The sequence below is a fragment of the Catellatospora sp. NPDC049133 genome (genome assembly GCF_040648455.1).
GTDB classification, from domain to species: domain Bacteria; phylum Actinomycetota; class Actinomycetes; order Mycobacteriales; family Micromonosporaceae; genus Catellatospora; species Catellatospora aurea.
Map to the genome: position 1 here is coordinate 72,766 of NZ_JBEZDT010000016.1, position 18,368 is coordinate 91,133.

The following is an 18,368-nucleotide window of genomic DNA, read 5'->3' on the forward strand; positions in this document are numbered from 1 at the left end:
AATTCCGCGCTGATCGGGCCGGGCGGTCAGGCGACGGCGATCTCCAGCCAGCGAGGCGGTGCCGACGGTGACGCGGCGTCACGGCCAGGCGTCGCCAGGACCGGCGGCAGCGCCGCCAATACATCCGCGAAAGAGCCGCTGGCCAGGTGCATGGCTGAGCACGTGTCGCACCGCTCCTGCTCGCCGCAGGACTCGGCTGTCAGCAGGCCACGGACATGCAGGAGAGCCCGCGACGGGTCATCGGCCCGAACCGCGAACCAAGTGCCCTCGCGCTCCTGGTCGGTCAGCGACGCGGCGACGTCGTGGCGCATCGGCCGGTACAGGCGACCGCCGTGGTGGCGGAGCAGGTAGAGGTGGTCGAAGTGGTCGACCTGGTCGGGTTGGGGCTGCTGCTGCCGAAGCCAGTCCGCGGCGCTAGCCCGATCGCCGGGCCCCCACAGCCACTGCGCGGGGTACCTAGTGGCCTCATGAAGCGCGTCGAACCCGAACAGCCCTAGATTACCGGGGTGATCGGGCTCATCGACGCCACGCACGATCAGGTACCGCAATCCTGATGCGTCATCGTCTGCGAGCAGGTGCTCGGCGGGTTCGGTGAACTGGTCACCGCTCGCGGGATCCCACGAGATCGCCATGATCTGCCGTGTGGCCGGCTCGGGGTAGAGACGGCCGCCGGGTGTGCGGTGTCCCCACAACTGGTTGATGATCTCAGCTACGTCTCGCAGGGTGCCCATGGCGCTGCTGGGCCCTTCCAGCTGGTGACCGTTGGGGTGGGCGACCCAGTTGCGCAGGTTGGTAAGCGCTGTCTCGATCCGCAGGTTGAGCTGCCCGAGCAGCAGCCCTTCGGCGCGTGCCCAGCTTCGTAGGCCGTCGAGCATTCCGTTGAACGCGATCTCCCTGCCGGAGGACACGCGTAGTTTGCCCGGCTTGCGCGCGGCCTTGGCGACGTCTTCGTAGGTGGTGGCGGACACGCGCCGCTCCACGCCGTTCTTCACGAAGACGAGCTGGCCGCCGGTGAGCTGCATGAACCGGTCGCGCAGTGCCTGCTCGATGACGAGCAGCGCGTGCTCGCCGACGAGCGTGAAGATCTCGTAGCAGAGCACTCCGTAGGGCCACACGGTGCGCAGCATGTCGAAGCGGGCCCGGGTGCCCTCGGCGACGTCATGGGCCAAGGTGACGGCCGCGACGGATTCCTGCTGGTAGCTTGCCGCTGCTTCGTCGGTAAATCGGAAGCCGACGCCGAACGCGCCGGGCAGGAAGTGCAGGGTGCGGGTGTCGGTCTGGCGCAGTCGGTCCAGAACGTCGTCCGCTGGGGCGGTCGCTTCGTCGATGCTCACAGGCGACCATGGTCCGGCTCGGCGTCTCTGCCGACAACCGATTACCTCGGCAGGGTGGGGCTCAGGTCCAGCAGTGCGGCTGCACATCGCCAGGCGCCAGATCCGGGCGGGAGCGCTGCAGTTTCGGGGGATGCCGCCAGCGCCCGAACTCCCAGGCGGTGTCGTGCTCCACCTCCACCACCAGCAGCGGGGGCACCTGCCGGTACGGCAGAGGCTCCGTCACGTTGAACTGGCCGGTCCATGCCGCGGGCAGCCGGTCGGGCCACGGGTGAACACCGGCGTCGGCGAGTTCGGCCACGAGGCCCAGCAGCGCGCCGACCTCGCGCCGCTGTGGGCCGGTCAACGGCCGGGTCCGGCCCACGTAGCGCAGATTTCCGTGGCGGTCCAGCCGGCCCAGCAGCAGAGTGGCCGGATGCCCCGCCGAGCCGGTGACACCGCCGACGATCGCCTCCGCGGTCGAGGTCACCCGCAGCTTCCGCCAGCCGCGCCTGCCCGGCTCGTAGACGGAGCCCCGGCCCTTGATGACCAGGCCCTCGGCACCGGTGGCGGTGGCATGGCGCAGCCAGGTCCGGGCTTCGTCAGGGTCGCAGGTCTGCGGGCACAGCTGCAACTGCGGCGGGGCGCCGGCCAGCAGCTGCTCCAGCCGTGCCCGCCGCTGCCACAGCGGGTTCCGCAACAGCTCGGCCTGCCCGTCATGCAGCAGGTCGAACAGCACCAGCACGGCAGGGTGGGCGAGCACCTCGGCGGTGATCGCCCGTCCGGCGGTCAGCCGCCGGTGCAGCAGCGCGAACGAGGTCTTGCCCCCGCCAGCGTCCCAGATCACCAGCTCGCCGTCGACGACCGCACCCGGCGGGAGGACACCCTGTGCGGCCGTGGCGATGTCGGGGAAGTAATGCCCCAGCGGCTTGAGCGCGCGGGACTGCAGGTACGGCGGGCTGGAGCCAAAGAGAAGGCAGCGGTACCCGTCCCACTTGATCTCATAGCAGCACCCGCCGACGCAGCTGCCGGGCGCGGGCATGTGCGCGACCGGCTCAGCCTGCATCGGTTCGACCGGTGGGCGCACCCCTCTCCCCCGCTCACCCGACCATAAAGATCCACGGTAGCTCGCGCGGACTGCCAGGGCGGCTACCAGGGCAAAGGGTCGCGTCCGTGCCAGAACCCGCCGGTCGGTCCGTCCTCAGGCAGCGTCGCCAGCCACAGCAGGTCCGCCGCAGCCTGGTCGGGTTCCACGGTCTGGGCGCCGGCCAGCGCGATCCTCGTGTTGACCTTGCCCGGTGATGCGGCGTTGACCAGCACGCCGGACCCCGCCAGCTCGGCGGCGAGGACTCTGGTCAAGGCGTTGAGGGCGGCCTTCGACACGCGGTACGACACTCCGCCGTACGCGCCTGGTGTGGTCGAGGAGGCGAGGTGGGAACTCACGTTGACGATGCGCCCGTAGCCAGCGGCCAGCATGTGCGGAGTGACAGCGCTGATGCAGCGCCAAGCCCCCATCAGGTTCGTGTCCATGATCCGCTGCACGCGGTCGAAGTCCGGATGCGCGGCCCGCTGCCCGGCGTCGCCGACGACGCCTGCGTTGTTGATCAGTACGTCGATCCGGCCGCGTTGCGCGACGACCTCGGCCACCGCGGCGTCCACCGAGCCGGAGTCGGTCACGTCGGCGACCAGGCCATGCACGCCGCATCCGGCGGAACGCAGGTTGGTCGTGGCCTGCTCGACCAGCTCCGGATCGCGGCCGCTGAGGAAGACGTCCATTCCTAGGGCCGACAGTTGCTGGCACAGCGCATAGCCGAGCCCTCGGTTGGCCCCGGTCACCAGCGCGACGCGCCCCGTGCCGGTCATGCCGGCTCCAGCTGGGCGGCAGCGGAGCGTCCCGCAGCTCCGCGGGAGCCGAGGAGGTCGCGCAGCTCGCCCAGGCGCATGTCGTTGCGGGCGCTCGGCGCATTGCCCATCATCGGCAGGGCCTGCTGGGCGAAGGCGGTGGCGGCCGGCACGTCGCCGGTGAGCGCGTGAACGGATGCCCGGCGCAGCAGGTAGGTGATCGTGTCGCGGGTCTTGGTCGCGGGCATGGCGGCCAGCGCGTCGTCCAGCCAGCGGTCAGCGGTCACCGCGTCGCCGAGCTCCAGGTAGCAGGACCCGACCTGGGCGCAATATTCCGCGGCATCGAAGTAGGCGATCCAATCCGGATCACCATCATACGACACGGCGGTGTCGGCGTCGGTGGCCGCGATGAGCCGGACGCACGCGTTCCGGTCGCCCTGCGCCGCCAGCGCTCGCGCCCGGCGCAGCGTGAACATGGTCGAGACACGCGGTGAGGCTGAGCGAAGCCCCGAAGCCGTCGCCTCGGCTATCTGCAACGCCTCCACGGTGTGCCCGAAGTCCAGGCACTGCAGACTCATTGACTTCAGGATGTTGGCGGCGATCAACCGGTCGCCCGCGGCCCGAGCAGAGAACAGGCCGAGGGCCCAGTAGCGCTGTGCGGCGGCGTGCCGCTGGCCATCGAATGCGGCCCAGCCGGCCACCCTGGCCAGCTCAGCCACCGTGCGGTGCAGGCGGCGGCCCTCCGAGGTCGTGTACCGCGCACCGCGCAGCAGCCCGATCACCGTCCGCAGCTCGCCGTCGACCAGATGCTGAACATGGGCGCCGCCGAGTTTGGCCTCCATACGGCGAAGACGGGGCACCCCGTCCTCGATGTCGGTCAGCAGCTCTCCGTCGACCGTCGGGCCCAGCTCGCCGGTCATCGGGACGTCGGCCATCACATCCGCGCCCGCGAAGGCCACGAGCTGGGCACCAGTCAGGATCAGGAATCCGCGCCGGTCGACGTCCACACCATCACCCGCCTCCGCCATGGCCCGCAGTACGCCGTTGTGATCAGACGAGAGTTCTGTTCGGATGCCATGGTATGCGGGCAGCCACTCCGGCCACGGGCGGCGGTCCACCTCGGCCGGATCAACACCTAGCTTGCGGGCCAGCAGCAGCTGCGTCACCCGGTCCGGCCGGACGCCGTTCATCCACTTCCAGACCTTGCCCTTCGAGGCGGCCATGTTGATCCGCTCGGCGGCCGCCTCGACGTGGAGCAGCTCCGCCAAGTCCCGGTGGCTCCACCCGTGGTGCTGCATCACATAAGCCAACGGATGCTGTTGACGTGCCGCGCTCATCGCGACCTCCTGAGTGGCTGCCTGCTCCAGGCGACAAGGAGAGTACGCCGAGAGTACGGTCAATATCTTCACTCATGCGGCTGGTCGCGGTTCGCTGTAACCATGAGTGTCGCGATGAGCGCGGCCAGTGGCTCCCGCCGCGTGCGCCGCAACGGCAGGGTCGTCGAGGGAGCGCGTTCAGCCGACGTTGAAGGTGTTCACGATCTCACAGAGTTCGCCGGGCAGCACGACGTCTGCGGTCTCGATAGGACGACCACTGTCCAGGAAGTGCGTGCGGGCCACCGCCAGGACGTAGTGCCGATGGCCGGACAGGTTCAGCGCTGTCAGCTCGTCGGGGCGGGCCGCGCGGGTGGTGACACGCTCCTCGATGGTGGCCACGGCCAGGCCGATCGTGTCCAGGCGGCCGATGATGTCGGGGCGCGGCCCGCGGCCGGGCCACTCGATAAGCGTGCCGTCGGCCAGGCGCATCGGCTCCCACGACTTCACGAGCCGGACCGTCCGCCCTTCCTCCGACAGGCGGTAGGTCGTGCAGGTCACCGAAGATCCAAGGTCGATCTGCAACCGGCCCGCGATTTCGGCCTCTGCCTCCGCGTCCTGGCTGGCGACGTCCCACTGTCCGCCGACGTCAGGCAAGGGGTGTCCCTCGCGCACGTTTCGCCGGTCGACTGTGTACTGGGCCAGCGGGTGCGAACTGCGCACGTACACCCCGGAGCCGCGACGCCCCTCCACCAGGCCCTCCCACTTGAGAGCCCCGATCGCGCCTTTCACGACGGTGATCGAAACGCCGTATTCGGCCACCAGCTGCGCCTCGGTGGGCAGGGCGGTCCCGGCGGTGAGGCGTCCGGTGCGGATCTGGTCGCGAAGATGAGCTGCTACACGCAGGTATGCGGGCGGCTGTTTGGCCATTGGCGATCTCCTCCTGCGTGCACGGTACGCGGTCGGATTTCGTGCACGAACTTTCCTTGTGCCATGCGCGTCCATGGGCTACCGTCAATATCACAAGTTCGTGCACGAACTTCTCGAACTTGCCGCGTGGAGGCTTTTGTCGCACCTGGGCCAGCCCGCGCGGTGAGACGGCGCGCGGGCGCCCGACACCGTTCCCCCGTTGCGGAACGGGTGCCCGCGCTCCGGCTGATCCGGAGGAGCGAGGCGACATGGGCAAGCACACGTTGCGGTCAGACCAGCGGGCCGCATTCCTCACAGACCCCCGTCAGATGCCAGAACTCGGCGACGTGCTGTCGTGGCCGAAGTGCGGGCTGGCGGTTCGCGCCGGCGCGCTTCCCGCTCACCCTCATCGCGGACGCGCTTCCGTCGTGGCGGTCCCCCGCCGCACCGTTCCCTCCGGCAGCCGCACCGCGTATCGGTCCACGATCCAGAAGCGGTTGCCTGACGGGCGCGTCGTCGACTTGTGTCCGTCCGAGCTCGACCTGTGCGTGCTGCTGGAGGCCATGCGCCGGTGGCGCGACGAGGTGCCCGCGCACTCGGGCGGGGCTGTCTGACCGGCCGTCCCCGCGCCCAAGACCTGCCGTCTGGCTGGAGGCTCTGCCCGGCCAGGCGGCGGCACCTTTTTGCTGGCGGCCTTGCGCATGGCACCGACGAGGCACCATCCGGTCGCTGGGATGGCATTTCGCCGTCACCGGCACTGCGACGACCATCGATTGGTCAGCGCCGTTCGCTTCGATCATCGCCCGGCTGGAGGCTCTGCCCGGCCCGGCGGCATCACCTATACCAGGACCGGCACCAGCCGGTCCGGCAAGCTCCGCAGCTGGTTCTGGCCAGGCAGTTGCGGTAAGGCGAGGCCGACACCGGCCTTGCCGTCCCATCCGGAAACTCCAGGAAGGAGCACAACCGTGGGAGACCTGACCCGGTTCACCACCGCCGCCGAGCAGGACAAGCTCGCCGGCATCAAGCTCGACGACGGCGACGTCGGCCACTTCATGGACCTGGTCGGCAAGGGCCTGGTCGCGGCCGCGCAGCGGCACGAGGCCGCGGTGCAGGACGACATGGCCCTCAGCGCCGAGGTCATCGTGCGCCTCCAGCGGCCCGTGAAGGGCGACGACGGACAGATCGAGATCCTCACCGGCACCGAGACGGTCGTGGGTCGCCTCACCGCCCGCAAGGTCTACAAGGACCCGGCGGACACGATCCAGGCCTGACAGCCGCAGCACAACCAGATGCGCCCGTCGTGCCCGCACGGCGGGCGCATCTGCCCCCGACCAATCGCACACACCATGGAGGAGCAGTGTCCGAGGCGACAGAACAGGCCGCCATATGGGACCGCTGGGCGGGCGAAGACGTCACCACCTACGGCGTGAAGGACCCGCAGACCGCCGCCGACTTCCTGGCCCCGTTCGCGGCCACCGGGCCGGCCCTCGAACTCGGCCCCGGCGTCGGCCTGGTCGCGATGGAACTCGCCCGACGCGGTGCCACGGTGACCGGACTGGAGATCTCGCCGCAGATGGCCGAGCAGATCGAACAGAGCCGCGGCGACCTGCCGGTCACCGTGCAGGTCGGCGACATGGCCGCGATTCCCGACATCGGCCCGTTCGCGCTCATCTACGCGACCAACAGCACCATGTTCTCTCTGCTGACCCAGCAACGACAGCTGGACTGCTTCGCGGGCATGGCCCGCGTGCTGGCACCGCAGGGACGGATCGTGCTGGAGGCGTTCGCCCCGCATCGCCAGGGGGCCGTGACCCACCGCCAGAACCTCGCGCTACGCGCCCTGGGCGAAGACCTCGTCGACCTGTCAGCCACCATCCACGACCCGGCGACCCAGCGACTCACATTCCGCGAAATCCGCCTGGCCGCCGACCAGCGGGTCAAGGTCCTGCCGGTCGAGACCCGATACATCTGGCCTTCGGAGATGGACCTCATGGCCAGGCTGGCCGGCCTGACTCTGATCGAACGCTTCAACGGGTACGCCCGCGGCGCGTACTCCGCCGATAGCGTCCGGCACGTCTCGGTCTACGGACGGCCACAGTGAGCGCGCTGCCGGTCTGGAACCTCGACTCGGCGCTGACCTCCTACGGAGGCAGCCAGCAGCTGATGCAGCAGCTCACCGACGACATCGCGCTGCTGAGCGACCTGTACGAACGACACCAGATCAAGGCCGGGCCCGCGCTGGAAGGCGAACCGCCGACGGCCGTGTTCGACGAAGTCCTGAGCCGCACGGCGAAGGCTCTGGAACTGGAACGGGTGCTGCTGCTGTACCACGCGGGCCGCTGCTGGGCAGACGGCACCGACGCCGAGGCCTCCACCTCCTACCAGCTCGCCCAGCACCGCACCGCTCCCCTTGCGGCGCTGACCGCGCGGCTGCGTGCCTGGGCAGCGCGGCTTCCTGTGGACAGGCTCACCGCCGCCAGCACGGTCGCCGCAGAACACGCCCACTGGCTGCGCCAGTGCCAAAGCGCCGTCGCGCACTCGCTGCCCGACGGGCAGGAACTGCTGCTGTCTGAGCTGGCTCCCACCGGGCACAGCGCGTGGCAGCGTCTCTACGAACAGATGGCCGCCACCGCCGCGGTCGCATACGAAGGCGAGCTCCGGCCCGCCGCCGCGATCAGGGCCGACCTGAACTCGCCGCTGCCACCGCGCCGGTCGGCCGCCGCCGACGCGCTCGGCCGGGCATGGTCCTCCATGGCCGTTCCGGCAGCCGCGGCGCTCAACGCGCTGCTCGGCCACGAATCGACCGTGGCCGCCATGAAGGGCTGGCCTGATCTGCTGGATCAGCGCCTGGCCCAGGAGGGCATCGAGCCCGCCATCCTGACCATCGCGAACCGCGCGATCACCGACCTCCTGCCTCACCTGGACCGGTTCGCCCGCACCAAGGCACAGCTGCTGGGCGCAGAGTCTCTTGCCTGGCAGGACATCGCCGCGCCTTTGCCAAACGAAGGATGCATGGCCTGGCTGGAGGCGGTCGACCTGGTAGCCGGCGCGTTCACGAAGACGGCGCCGCAGCTTGCCCGCCTTGCCCGTGCCGCGGCCCGCCAGCGGTGGGTCGACGCCGCGCCCCGGCCCGGCAAACGCGGCACCGCGCTGTGCCTACCCATGGGCGACGCAGAGTCGAGGATCATGGTCAACTTCGACGGGACCGCCGACAGCGTCTACAGCCTCGCCCACGAGTTCGGCCACGCCTACCACCACCAGTGCCAGCGCGGCCTGGATGATCTGCAGCGCACCTCTCCCCTTCTCCTGCGGGAAGCGGCCAGCATGTACGCCGAGCACCTGCTGCTGAGCGGCGCTCCGGCCACCGGCTCACGGCGGATGCACCTGCTGCACGCGTGGCTGATCGGGGTCTATCAGACCTGCGTCGGAGGGTACGCCCGCTTCCTGTTCGAGCGCGAGGCAACGCTGCGCCGCCACGACCGGCCGCTGACCATCACGGACCTCGACGAGATCACCCTGACCGCCCAGCAGGCCGTCTACGGCCCAGCCGTCGACCCGGACACGCTGCCCGCCCACATCTGGATCTCTCACTCGCACCTGTACACGTCCCGGTTCAACTCCTGGCCCTACTACTGCGGCCTCCTGCTCGCCCTGGGACTGCTGCCCTCCGCGCCGCCCGGCGCGCTGGAACGGCTGCTGGCCAACACCGGCACGGCAAGCCCCACCGCGCTGGCCGCGCAACTGGGCGCAGACCTGAGCAGGGCCGACTTCTGGGCACGCGGGACGCGCTTCATCGCCGCTGCGGTCGACGAGTTCGAATCTCTGGCCACCCGGCACGCCACCCCACCGAAAGCGAGGTCAGCCGCATGGGCCGCATGAGAGGAAGCGTCCTCGAAAACTGGGCGACCGAGGTGTACGTCGACCACGTCGCCGACGGCGACCTGACCGACGGCCTGGCCGCCGCCATCCTCGAACGCGAGAAGCACGACAACGCCCGCTCGCTCGGCATCGTGCACGGCCGCAAGTCCGCCGCGGACCTGCTGCGATGGGGCACCCCGCACACCGACGCGCTGACCGCGCGGATCTCCGCAATGATCGAAACGGTGGCCGCCGAGCCGGCCCGTCGCGCCGAGTCGCTGGAAGCACACGCCTGGGCGGTCGTATACCGGCCAGGCGGCTCGCACGAACTGCACTCCCACCACGACTGCGCGTGGTCCGGCGTGTTCTACGTCCAGGCATCCGCAGAGCCCGAACACGGTGGAGCCATCGAGCTGTTCGACTCCCGCCAGGCGATGCTCGCCCGCCACGCCCAGACCGAAGACCCGGTACTGCGCATCCAGCCTCGACCAGGTCTGCTGATCGCCTTCCCGTCGTGGGTGCAGCACCGTGTAACCCCCGTCAGTGGCGGCGAGCTGCGGATCTGCGTGGCTTTCAACGTCTCGTTCCAGCAGGGAGCCCGCCCATGACGACCAGCCTGGCCCCCGTACCGGCCACCGGCCTGCAGAAGCTGTGGTCCACACGGCTGTGGATCGGCGAGACCGACATCGGCATCCGCCCGTCGGCCGTCGACGAGCTCGCCCGCCCGGCCGAGGTCGCGGTCACCGAATACGGCCCGGACCTCATCCTGACCGACCCGACCGACGCGGCCTCCACGCTCGCCGCGGCCATGCAGGCCGCCTCCGGCGCACCGGCCGGCCGGGTGCGGCTGCGCGTACAGCTGTGCCGCGCAGGCTACTCAGTGGGCCTGGCCTACCCGACCGGCGCCTGGGCCGCCTGGTGCGTGCTGGCCACGGCCGGCGGCAGCGTCGACGCCGACTCGGGAATGCTGTCGCTGCATGACCCGCGCGCAGGATGCGCCGCCGTGGGCGTGCCCGGTCTGCCCTGGGGCCGACCGATCACCGCACGACCGGCGCCAGGGCTGACCGTCGTGCACCCGGGTTGGCTGGCTTACTCCATCACCCCGGTCGACGCCGGGCACACGATTCTCCTGTTGAGCGCCGACATCGCCGTCGGCCTGCCCGAGACGGACCGACGATGACCACCGCGGTCGGCGCCGCCCGGCGCGGCACGTCAGCGGGGGCCGTCCTCCAGGTCTTCTACCGCGTTCCGCGCGCCGGTGCCGTGCGGCTGTCGGACGGGGGCGGACCGCTGGGCTTCGACATCACCGCGGCCCTGCAGATCGACCATTTGATCGGTGCCTACGACTGCGACGGCATCGTGGAGACTGGATGCTTCGTCGGCGATTCCACGGAATACTTCGCCCGCCGCTACCCCCACCTGCCGGTGCGGACCTGCGACATCGACGCCGACGCGACCGCCGTGGCCAGCCACCGGCTGGCCGACCTCACCAACGTCACCGTCGAGACCGGCGACTCGGCGCAGCTGCTGCCCCAGCTGCTGTCCGGCCTCAGCCGGCCGCTGGTCTACCTCGACGCCCACTGGTACAGCAGCTGGCCGCTCGCCAGGGAGCTGCACACGGTCACCCGTGGCCTGATCGTCGTCGACGACTTCGACATCGGCCACCCCCGGTTCGGCTACGACGCCTACGACCAGGTCGTCTGCGGGCCCCAGCTCGTCGCCGACGCACGTGCCGACCTGGACCGGATGTGGGTCGGCAACCCCTACGCCGACTATCCGCTCCCCTGCTTGCAGACCGGCCGCCGTGCCGGTCGCGGGTTCCTGACGGTAGGGCTGCCGCCGGGGCCGCTCGACGACAGCCCTATGTTCACGCCGATTCCGCTGCGGCCCGTCGTCATGCCTGACTGGTCGGCCGTCGAGGCCCTGGGGAAGGAGCGCCGATGACGATCGTGGAGAAGGAGTTCGGCGGTTTCCCGTTCGTCGACCCCGGTTTCGCCCCGACCCGGCTGCTCACCGCAGTGGCGTGCTGCCGCTGGCAGCGGACCAACCCGGGATCGGTCCCTGCCGGATCCGAGCTCAGCGCTGTTCTGACGCCTGAACGGGCACTGACCATCCGCCGCCTGGACCTCTCGCTCGACCTGCCCTTCGGGCAGCTCAGCGACGAACGCCAGGTGCAGATCGCCCAGACCCGGGCGTACGTCGGAACGTTGCTTCCAGACTGGCGGCCGCTGCTGGACGTGCCCCTCACGTTCCATCAGCTGCGGCACTCCCAGGCCATCAGCTCCAGCAACTTCGCCTGGCCCCAGCACATCTTCCTCGCCGCCGCAGCCTTCGCGGCGCCGACGACCCTGGCCGAGCAGATCGTGCACGAGACCTGCCACCAGTGGCTGTACTTCATCGAGGAGATGTGGCCGCTGCAAGAAGACAACGGTCCGCGGTTCACGCTGCCGTCCGGCACCGGCGGCCGCAGCGCTAGCGAGCTGCTTGGCGCGAGCCATGTCGTCGTCTGCCTGCACCGGCTATGGAGCGCCATGCCCGCTGACGCCGAACTGCGGGCCCGGCGGCTGGCGCACCTGCGCGCGTACGGCGCCGGATGCGAGGCGCTGATGCGCGGGGCACGGGAGGCGTTCACCCCTGTCGGCCAGGCACTCGCCAGCCGACTCATCGAGGAGATAGAGGCGATATGAAAGGTCAGCTGCACTCGCTGTGGTCCACGCCGGTCCTGGCGTTCCGGCCGCCAGCTCCCGACGGGTTCAACGACCGGCTGCGGGAGCTCATCCTCGCCCGGCAGTCCGACCCGGGCGGCACCATGATCGGCGTGGTCGACGCGGACAAGACACGTGCCGACGTGCTGCGCTGGCCCGGACCCGAGGTCGACCAGCTGCGCAGCTGGATCCTCGACGTCGCCGAAGCCATGAACGGCCACGTCGGTGCCGGAGCCGACTCCCGCAACCGGCCGGTCGCCATGATCGCCGAAGCGTGGGCGGTCGTGTACCGCTCCTGGGGTTTCCACCACATGCACTCCCACCCCGGCGCGGCGTGGTCCGGGGTCTACTACGTGCACACGGGCGCGTTCACGCCGGGCACCGGCGCCATCGAGTTCCTCGACCCGCGGCCGGCGGCCAACGCCCGTACCCCCGACCGGTCTCCGCTGACCGCGCTCGACCCCGAGCCCGGTCTGATGCTTGCCTTCCCCGCCTGGCAGCAGCACTGGGTCACCCCGTACGCCGGAGACAGCACCAGGATCTGTGTCGCCTTCAACATCGGCTTCGAGAACTGAGGAGCGCCGCGTGAACATCACCACCCTGTGGCCGACCCGCCTCTGGCTCGGCGAGGTCGACGCCGCCGACCTGGCCCAGCTCTCCGCACTCGCGGATCCCGCGCGTGACGTCGACCTCACCGACGCCGGACTGGGCGTGCTCGCCGACCTTGAACAGGCGGCGGCCGCCGTCGATCCCGACGCGCAGCTGACCTGGAGCCACCGCCTGACCACCTGGCGAGCCGGGCACTACCTCGGCATGGCCCGCAGCGCGGCCAGCGTTTTCGCGATGACGGTCGTGGCCAGCACGGGCAACGACGCCAACCAGGACTCCGGGGCGATCTCGCTGCACGATCCGCGCGTGGCAGCCAGCAACGTCGCGCTGCCCGGACTGCCCTGGGGCAGACCGTTCAAGATCTCCGCAGCCGCCGGAGCAGCCGTGGCCGCGCCCGGCTGGCTGGCCTACTCCATCGCCCCGCTGCGCGACCCGCACACGATGACGGTCTGGCTGGCCGAGGGCAGCGTGCTCAGCCGTTAGGGGCAGCGGTGCTGCGCTGCTCGGCCGGCGGCCGCCCTCGCCGCTTGGGTTCGGGGCGATGCTTGTCCAGCATGCCCAACACCGTCTCCGGCTCAGCGGCCACCGCGCGCACGCACGCTCCGACGAAGGCGGTCAGTGTCCAGCCGGCCTGCTCCAGGGTCAGCTTGGCCAGCTCGACGTCACGGGCGGACGCGCGAACAGGCAGCGGCGGATCGACGTGATTGCCCACCCGAACATCCTCCCACAAGTGGCTTGCCATTTTTACCTCGCGCGGGCGAGAATAAATGGTAAGCCACTTTTGGTGTGGCGGAGGTCCTGCCCGGCGCTGCGGCTCGAATCGTGACGACTGGTCGGACTAGGGTGGGGAGCGCCTCGCCTGGGACGCGTTGAAGGGGAGCCTCGTGTCAGACTCGTTCGTCCACCTGCACGTCCACAGCGAGTATTCGATGCTCGACGGGGCGGCCAAGCTCAAGCCGCTGTTTGCCGAGGCGGAGCGGCTGGGGATGCCTGCCGTGGGCGTGACCGACCACGGCAACATGTACGGTGCCTACGAGTTCTGGCAGATGGGCAAAAAGACCGGGATCAAACCGATCCTGGGGATCGAGGCCTACCTCGCGCCGCACGACCGGTTCCACAAGAAGCCGGTGTACTGGGGCGGGCGCAAGAGCGACGACGACATCTCCGGCAACGGCGCCTACACCCACATGACCATGCTGGCCGAGAACGCGACCGGCCTTCGCAACCTCTTCCGGCTGAGCAGCCTCGCCTCGATCGAGGGCTACTACTACAAGCCGCGCATGGACCGGGAGCTGGTGGCGCAGTACGCGCAGGGGATCATCGCCACCACCGGATGCCCCTCGGGCGAGGTCCAGACCCGGTTGCGCCTCGGTCAGGAGGACGAGGCGCTGAAGGCCGCCAGCGACTACCGAGACATCTTCGGACCGGAGAACTTCTTCCTGGAGCTGATGGACCACGGCCTGCAAATCGAACGCCGCGTCCGCAAAGGGCTGCTGGAGATCGGCCGCAAACTGAATCTCGCTCCCCTGGCGACCAACGACTCCCACTACGTCACCCAGGACCAGGCGACGATGCACGAGGCGCTGCTGTGCATCCAGTCCGGGTCGACGCTGATGGACCCGAACCGGTTCAAGTTCGACGGGGACGGCTACTACCTGAAGTCGCCCGCAGAGATGCGGCAGCTGTGGGAGGACGTGCCCGGGGCCTGCGACTCGTCGCTGCTGATCGCCGAACGCGTCCAGCCGTATGACGAGGTGTTCACCTACGTCGACAGGATGCCGGCGTTCCCCATCCCGGAGGGGGAGACGCAGTCTTCCTGGCTGCGCAAGGAGACGGCGCGCAAGGTCGCAGAGATCTACGGCGACAACCCCTCGGAAGAGGTACGCCAGCGGGTGGCGTTCGAGCTCGACGTCATCGACAACATGGGGTTCCCGGCCTACTTCCTCGTTGTCGCCGACATCTGCGACTACGCCCGCCGCAACGGCATCCGCGTCGGCCCGGGCCGTGGATCGGCGACCGGGTCGATCGTCGCCTATGTCATGGGCATCACCCGCCTGGACCCGCTGGAGCACGCGCTGCTGTTCGAGCGGTTCCTCAACCCCGAGCGCATCACCCCGCCCGACGTCGACCTCGACTTCGACGAGCGTCGGCGCGGCGAGATGATCCGCTACGTCACCGAGAAGTACGGCGACGACAAGGTCTGCCAGATCCTCACGTTCGGCACGATCAAGGCGAAGGCCGCGATCAAGGACGCCGCCCGGGTCCTCGGATACCCGTTCGCTGTCGGGGACCGGATCACCAAGGCGCTGCCGCCCGATGTCATGGGCAAGGGCATTCCGATCACGGGCATCTTCGACTCGGGCCACGAACGCTACGGCGAGGCCGCCGAGGTCCGCGGCCTCTACGAGACCGACCCCGACGTCAAGAAGGTCATCGACACCGCGCGCGGGCTGGAAGGCCTGACTCGCGGCACCGGCGTACACGCCGCAGGCGTCATCCTGTCCTCCGACCCCCTGCTGGACCTGCTTCCCGTGCATCGACGCGACGCCGACGGGGCAATCATCACCGGCTTCCCATTCCCGCAATGCGAGGAAATGGGCCTGCTGAAGATGGACTTCCTCGGCCTTCGCAACCTCACGGTCATCGACGACGCCGTCAAGAACATCAAGGAAAACCGCGGCATCGATGTTGACGTGGAAGCGCTGCCCCTGGAGGACAAGCTCACCTACGAACTGTTGGCCCGAGGCGACACCCTCGGCGTGTTCCAGCTCGACTCAGGTCCCATCCGAAACCTGCTCAAACTCATGGCGCCGACCAAGTTCGGCGACATCGCCGCCGTGTTGGCGCTGTACCGGCCGGGCCCGATGGCCGCCAACAGTCACATCGAATACGCCGACCGCAAGAACAACCGCAAGCCAGCGGACCCGATCCACCCGGAACTCGGCGAAGTCCTCGAACCCATCCTCGGCGAGACCTACCACCTGGTGGTCTACCAGGAGCAGGTCATGGCCATCGCGCAGAAGCTGGCCGGCTACACCCTCGGCGGTGCCGACCTGCTGCGCCGTGCCATGGGCAAGAAGAAGAAGGAAGTCCTCGACGCCGAGTACGCCAAGTTCACCGGCGGCATGATCGAGCGCGGATACTCGAAAGAGGCCGCGCAGGCCGTCTGGGACGTGCTCGTCCCCTTCTCCGGCTACGGCTTCAACAAGTCGCACACCGCCGGGTACGGCATCGTCTCGTTCTGGACCGCCTACCTCAAGGCCAACTACCCGGTCGAGTACATGGCGGCGCTGCTGACCTCCGTCGGCGACAACAAGGACCAGATGGCCACCTACCTGGCCGAAACCCGCAAAATGGGCGTCAAGGTCCTTTCGCCCGACGTAAACGAGTCCGGACTGCGGTTCGCGGCCGTCGGCGGCGACATCCGCTTCGGCCTCGGTGCCGTCCGCAACGTCGGTGCAGCCGTCGTCGAGCTGATCGTCGGAACCCGCAAGGAGAAGGGCGCATACACCTCGTTCGACGACTTCCTCAGCAAGTCAGAGCTGCCGGTATGCAACAAGCGCGTCATCCAGTCACTGGCGGAGTCGGGCGCGTTCGACTCACTCGGACACACCCGCCGCGCGATCGTCAGCTGCCACGAGGACGCCATTGACGCGGTCACCGGCCTCAAGCGCAAGGAGGCCATCGGCCAGTTCGACCTGTTCGGGTCCATTGCTGAGGCCGACGCGCCGACGGTCGGCCTCAACCTCAAGCTCGACGAGCCCGAGTGGGACCGCAAGACCCTGCTGCAACGCGAGCGCGACATGCTCGGCCTGTACGTGTCCGGGCACCCGCTCGACGGCACCGAGGCCATCCTCAACCGCAACCGCGACACCAGCATCCTCGACCTGATCGAGGGCAGCCGCACCGAGGGCGAGATCCAGCTCGCCGGCATCATCAGCAAGGTCGAACGAAGGATGAGCAAGAAGGACGGCTCGCTGTGGGCCTCCATCGCGCTCGAAGACTTCGACGCCTCCATCGACGTCATGTTCTTCGCCAAGGTGTATCCGCTGGTCTCCGAGGCACTGATCGAAGACACCGTCGTCATGATCAAGGGGCGCCTCAACGAGCGCGACGGCGCGCTGACCGTGTTCGGATCCGACGTGGCCGTACTCGACGTCGGCAACGCCGCCAGCGGCGCAGCAGCGCCCATCGTCCTCAACGTCCGCAGCGACCGGGTGACACCGGAGTTCGCGCAGGAACTTCGCGCCACCTTCGACCGCAGCCCAGGCGAGCGGCCGGTTCACCTGCGCATGCAGACCCACGGCCAGCACAGCCTCTGGAGCCTGGGCGTACGCGTGGACGCCACGCCATCGCTGATGGCCGATCTCAAGACCATGTTCGGCCCCGGGTCGGTGGTGATGTGACCGACGAACCGCTGCTGGCCCGTCTGGTCGTGGGCAGCCAGAACTTCCCCTGCAACCGATGCAACCTCCGCTGTGTGGTGGCCGTACAGCTGCCTCACTCGTGGGACGTCGCCGGTAAGCCCACTACGGTGGGCTGGCGGCAGGCGCCGCTTTGTCCCAGCTGCGACCTTGAGGATCCGCACGCCGGCCCCCTGGCCATGTTCCTGCGCTGGCACGAACAGTTCGGCCAGCCAGGCTGGCACGCCGACGAGGACATTCTCGCGGAGTTCGCCAAACTCCTTGGCGACTGGCTGCCCCACGCGTCGATCCCTCAGCTGTCGGAGGAGGCGTACGAGGCTGACCTGGCAGCGTGGCGGCGGGGCGAGTTCGATTGACGCAGCGGGCACGTATTCCGAGGAATGCGCGCCCAGATGGAAGGCGACTCTCCGCCGCTCGTATCGCCGCAGGCAGGCCATACGGCATGCCCATCGATCGCACGACGTGCTCTGCGTGTATTAGACGATGCCCATCGCCACGGCGGCTCTGATAACCACCAGCGGCGGCTCCGAATCGGTTACACCGCATGTGCCGCACCATCGCAACCGCTGTGCCCGACCAGGACGCGTGGGCAGGGCCGTAGGACGATCGACCCAGGCGGACCAGTCATGGCCCAAAGGCTGCAACACGCCGTCCTCGTCGTAGCACACCTCGTTCAACCCCGGTCCTCCCGCGCCCACATCCTGCACCAGCGCGTGCCAGTATCGCGTGGCGCGGCCGGGACGCGCGGATCGCGCCAGACGCGTGAGATGAAGGAAGGCCCATGGCTGACTCTCAAGCCGAGCAGGAAAGACGTCGCGGCGAAATCAGGGCCGCCATGAGGGTAATGGACTCCCCTCTGGGGCTCGCCCTAGCGGTTGACCCCGAGGACAGCTACCTGCTGTCTGACGCGGTCCGTTGCTACATCAACGCCGCGGACGCGGGAACGATCTTCTGCGTGCACGCCAGCTGTGAGCGGGACCTCGCATCGATGCTCGCGGCATCCGGGTCTGCCCCCGCAGCGGCCCATCGCTGGGGGCTGGGCGCACTTGTCACATACTGCGCGAGCCAGGGGCTGATGCCTCCAGAGATCCTGGGCGAATTGCGCGAGCTCAACGATCACCGGAAGACCCTGTACCACTACGGGCATTCGGAGTCCGACACCGCGCTGCGGCAGCGGACGCTTGAGCTCATACAGGAGATTGGGCATTCGGAACTCTCGGCAGAGTTCGAGGAAAAGCATGGCTATGGCGGAGAAAACAAGGAAATCTTCGCCTTCGCCATGGATCGGGTTCTGCAACGGAACGCCCTCTCAGCACTGACCACTGGATTCAGACTGCGTTCCTGGCTAGCGCAGTCGCTGCGCTGACCTCCGCTCGATCCGGGCATCCACCGGCTGGA

19 protein-coding genes are annotated in these 18,368 nt (G+C 69.0%); 13 read left to right on the forward strand and 6 right to left on the reverse strand.

Going from position 1 to position 18,368, the window contains the following annotated elements:
* Nucleotides 1-26: 26 nt before the first annotated feature.
* The 5 genes from AB0B35_RS19585 to AB0B35_RS19605 all read right to left on the reverse strand — a co-directional run bounded on the left by AB0B35_RS19585 (nt 27) and on the right by AB0B35_RS19605 (nt 5,470).
* Complete coding sequence (locus AB0B35_RS19585; RefSeq protein WP_361047223.1) at nt 27-1,334, reverse strand: hypothetical protein; 1,308 nt, start codon at nt 1,332-1,334, stop codon at nt 27-29.
* Between the two features lie 61 nt (nt 1,335-1,395).
* Entirely contained in the window at nt 1,396-2,376 is a 981-nt protein-coding gene (locus tag AB0B35_RS19590) for an ATP-dependent DNA ligase (protein ID WP_361047226.1), read from the reverse strand.
* An 83-nt stretch (nt 2,377-2,459) separates the two neighbouring features.
* The gene (locus tag AB0B35_RS19595) at nt 2,460-3,173 is read right to left on the reverse strand and encodes an SDR family NAD(P)-dependent oxidoreductase (protein WP_361047229.1); all 714 of its coding nucleotides are present in this window, start codon (nt 3,171-3,173) and stop codon (nt 2,460-2,462) included.
* On the reverse strand, nt 3,170-4,420 hold the full coding sequence (locus AB0B35_RS19600; protein WP_361047232.1) for a transcriptional regulator: 1,251 nt from the start codon (nt 4,418-4,420) through the stop codon (nt 3,170-3,172). Before AB0B35_RS19600 ends, AB0B35_RS19595 begins: the two co-directional genes overlap by 4 nt.
* Before the next feature lie 246 nt (nt 4,421-4,666).
* Complete coding sequence (locus AB0B35_RS19605; protein WP_361047235.1) at nt 4,667-5,470, reverse strand: GntR family transcriptional regulator; 804 nt, start codon at nt 5,468-5,470, stop codon at nt 4,667-4,669.
* A gap of 173 nt (nt 5,471-5,643) precedes the next feature.
* On the opposite strand from AB0B35_RS19605, the gene AB0B35_RS19610 reads away from it, so the two are divergent.
* From AB0B35_RS19610 to AB0B35_RS19655, 10 genes are all read left to right on the forward strand, one after another.
* A complete protein-coding gene (locus AB0B35_RS19610) occupies nt 5,644-5,988 on the forward strand; it encodes a hypothetical protein (protein ID WP_361047238.1) in 345 nt (114 codons plus the stop codon).
* A 351-nt stretch (nt 5,989-6,339) separates the two neighbouring features.
* Entirely contained in the window at nt 6,340-6,645 is a 306-nt protein-coding gene (locus AB0B35_RS19615) for a hypothetical protein (RefSeq protein WP_361047241.1), read from the forward strand.
* Between the two features lie 86 nt (nt 6,646-6,731).
* Complete coding sequence (locus AB0B35_RS19620) at nt 6,732-7,475, forward strand: class I SAM-dependent methyltransferase (RefSeq protein WP_361047245.1); 744 nt, start codon at nt 6,732-6,734, stop codon at nt 7,473-7,475.
* Nucleotides 7,472-9,253, forward strand: coding sequence for a M3 family metallopeptidase (locus AB0B35_RS19625; RefSeq protein WP_361047248.1), 1,782 nt, complete (start codon nt 7,472-7,474; stop codon nt 9,251-9,253). Before AB0B35_RS19620 ends, AB0B35_RS19625 begins: the two co-directional genes overlap by 4 nt.
* A complete protein-coding gene (locus AB0B35_RS19630) occupies nt 9,250-9,840 on the forward strand; it encodes a TIGR02466 family protein (RefSeq protein ID WP_361047251.1) in 591 nt (196 codons plus the stop codon). Before AB0B35_RS19625 ends, AB0B35_RS19630 begins: the two co-directional genes overlap by 4 nt.
* Nucleotides 9,837-10,412: a hypothetical protein gene (locus AB0B35_RS19635; RefSeq protein WP_361047253.1), complete on the forward strand. Its 576-nt coding sequence runs from the start codon at nt 9,837-9,839 to the stop codon at nt 10,410-10,412. The genes AB0B35_RS19630 and AB0B35_RS19635 overlap by 4 nt, the downstream gene beginning before the upstream one ends.
* On the forward strand, nt 10,409-11,176 hold the full coding sequence (locus AB0B35_RS19640; RefSeq protein WP_361047256.1) for a hypothetical protein: 768 nt from the start codon (nt 10,409-10,411) through the stop codon (nt 11,174-11,176). The genes AB0B35_RS19635 and AB0B35_RS19640 overlap by 4 nt, the downstream gene beginning before the upstream one ends.
* Nucleotides 11,173-11,919 carry an HEXXH motif-containing putative peptide modification protein gene (locus AB0B35_RS19645; RefSeq protein WP_361047258.1) on the forward strand — a complete coding sequence of 249 codons (747 nt, stop codon included), beginning with the start codon at nt 11,173-11,175 and terminating at the stop codon, nt 11,917-11,919. Before AB0B35_RS19640 ends, AB0B35_RS19645 begins: the two co-directional genes overlap by 4 nt.
* On the forward strand, nt 11,916-12,512 hold the full coding sequence (locus AB0B35_RS19650; RefSeq protein WP_361047261.1) for a TIGR02466 family protein: 597 nt from the start codon (nt 11,916-11,918) through the stop codon (nt 12,510-12,512). Before AB0B35_RS19645 ends, AB0B35_RS19650 begins: the two co-directional genes overlap by 4 nt.
* A gap of 10 nt (nt 12,513-12,522) precedes the next feature.
* Nucleotides 12,523-13,029, forward strand: coding sequence for a hypothetical protein (locus AB0B35_RS19655; RefSeq protein ID WP_361047264.1), 507 nt, complete (start codon nt 12,523-12,525; stop codon nt 13,027-13,029).
* On the opposite strand, the gene AB0B35_RS19660 is transcribed toward AB0B35_RS19655, so the two are convergent.
* Nucleotides 13,019-13,258 carry a hypothetical protein gene (locus AB0B35_RS19660; RefSeq protein WP_361047267.1) on the reverse strand — a complete coding sequence of 80 codons (240 nt, stop codon included), beginning with the start codon at nt 13,256-13,258 and terminating at the stop codon, nt 13,019-13,021. The two genes, AB0B35_RS19655 and AB0B35_RS19660, sit on opposite strands and share 11 nt — an antisense overlap.
* Nucleotides 13,259-13,430: 172 nt before the next feature.
* Here AB0B35_RS19660 and dnaE point away from each other — a divergent pair, with 172 nt between their 5' ends.
* From dnaE to AB0B35_RS19675, 3 genes are all read left to right on the forward strand, one after another.
* Complete coding sequence (dnaE, locus tag AB0B35_RS19665; RefSeq protein ID WP_361047270.1) at nt 13,431-16,952, forward strand: DNA polymerase III subunit alpha; 3,522 nt, start codon at nt 13,431-13,433, stop codon at nt 16,950-16,952.
* Nucleotides 16,949-17,326: a DUF6300 family protein gene (locus AB0B35_RS19670; RefSeq protein WP_361047272.1), complete on the forward strand. Its 378-nt coding sequence runs from the start codon at nt 16,949-16,951 to the stop codon at nt 17,324-17,326. The genes dnaE and AB0B35_RS19670 overlap by 4 nt, the downstream gene beginning before the upstream one ends.
* A gap of 425 nt (nt 17,327-17,751) precedes the next feature.
* On the forward strand, nt 17,752-18,336 hold the full coding sequence (locus tag AB0B35_RS19675) for a hypothetical protein (protein ID WP_361047275.1): 585 nt from the start codon (nt 17,752-17,754) through the stop codon (nt 18,334-18,336).
* Nucleotides 18,337-18,368 lie beyond the last annotated feature (32 nt).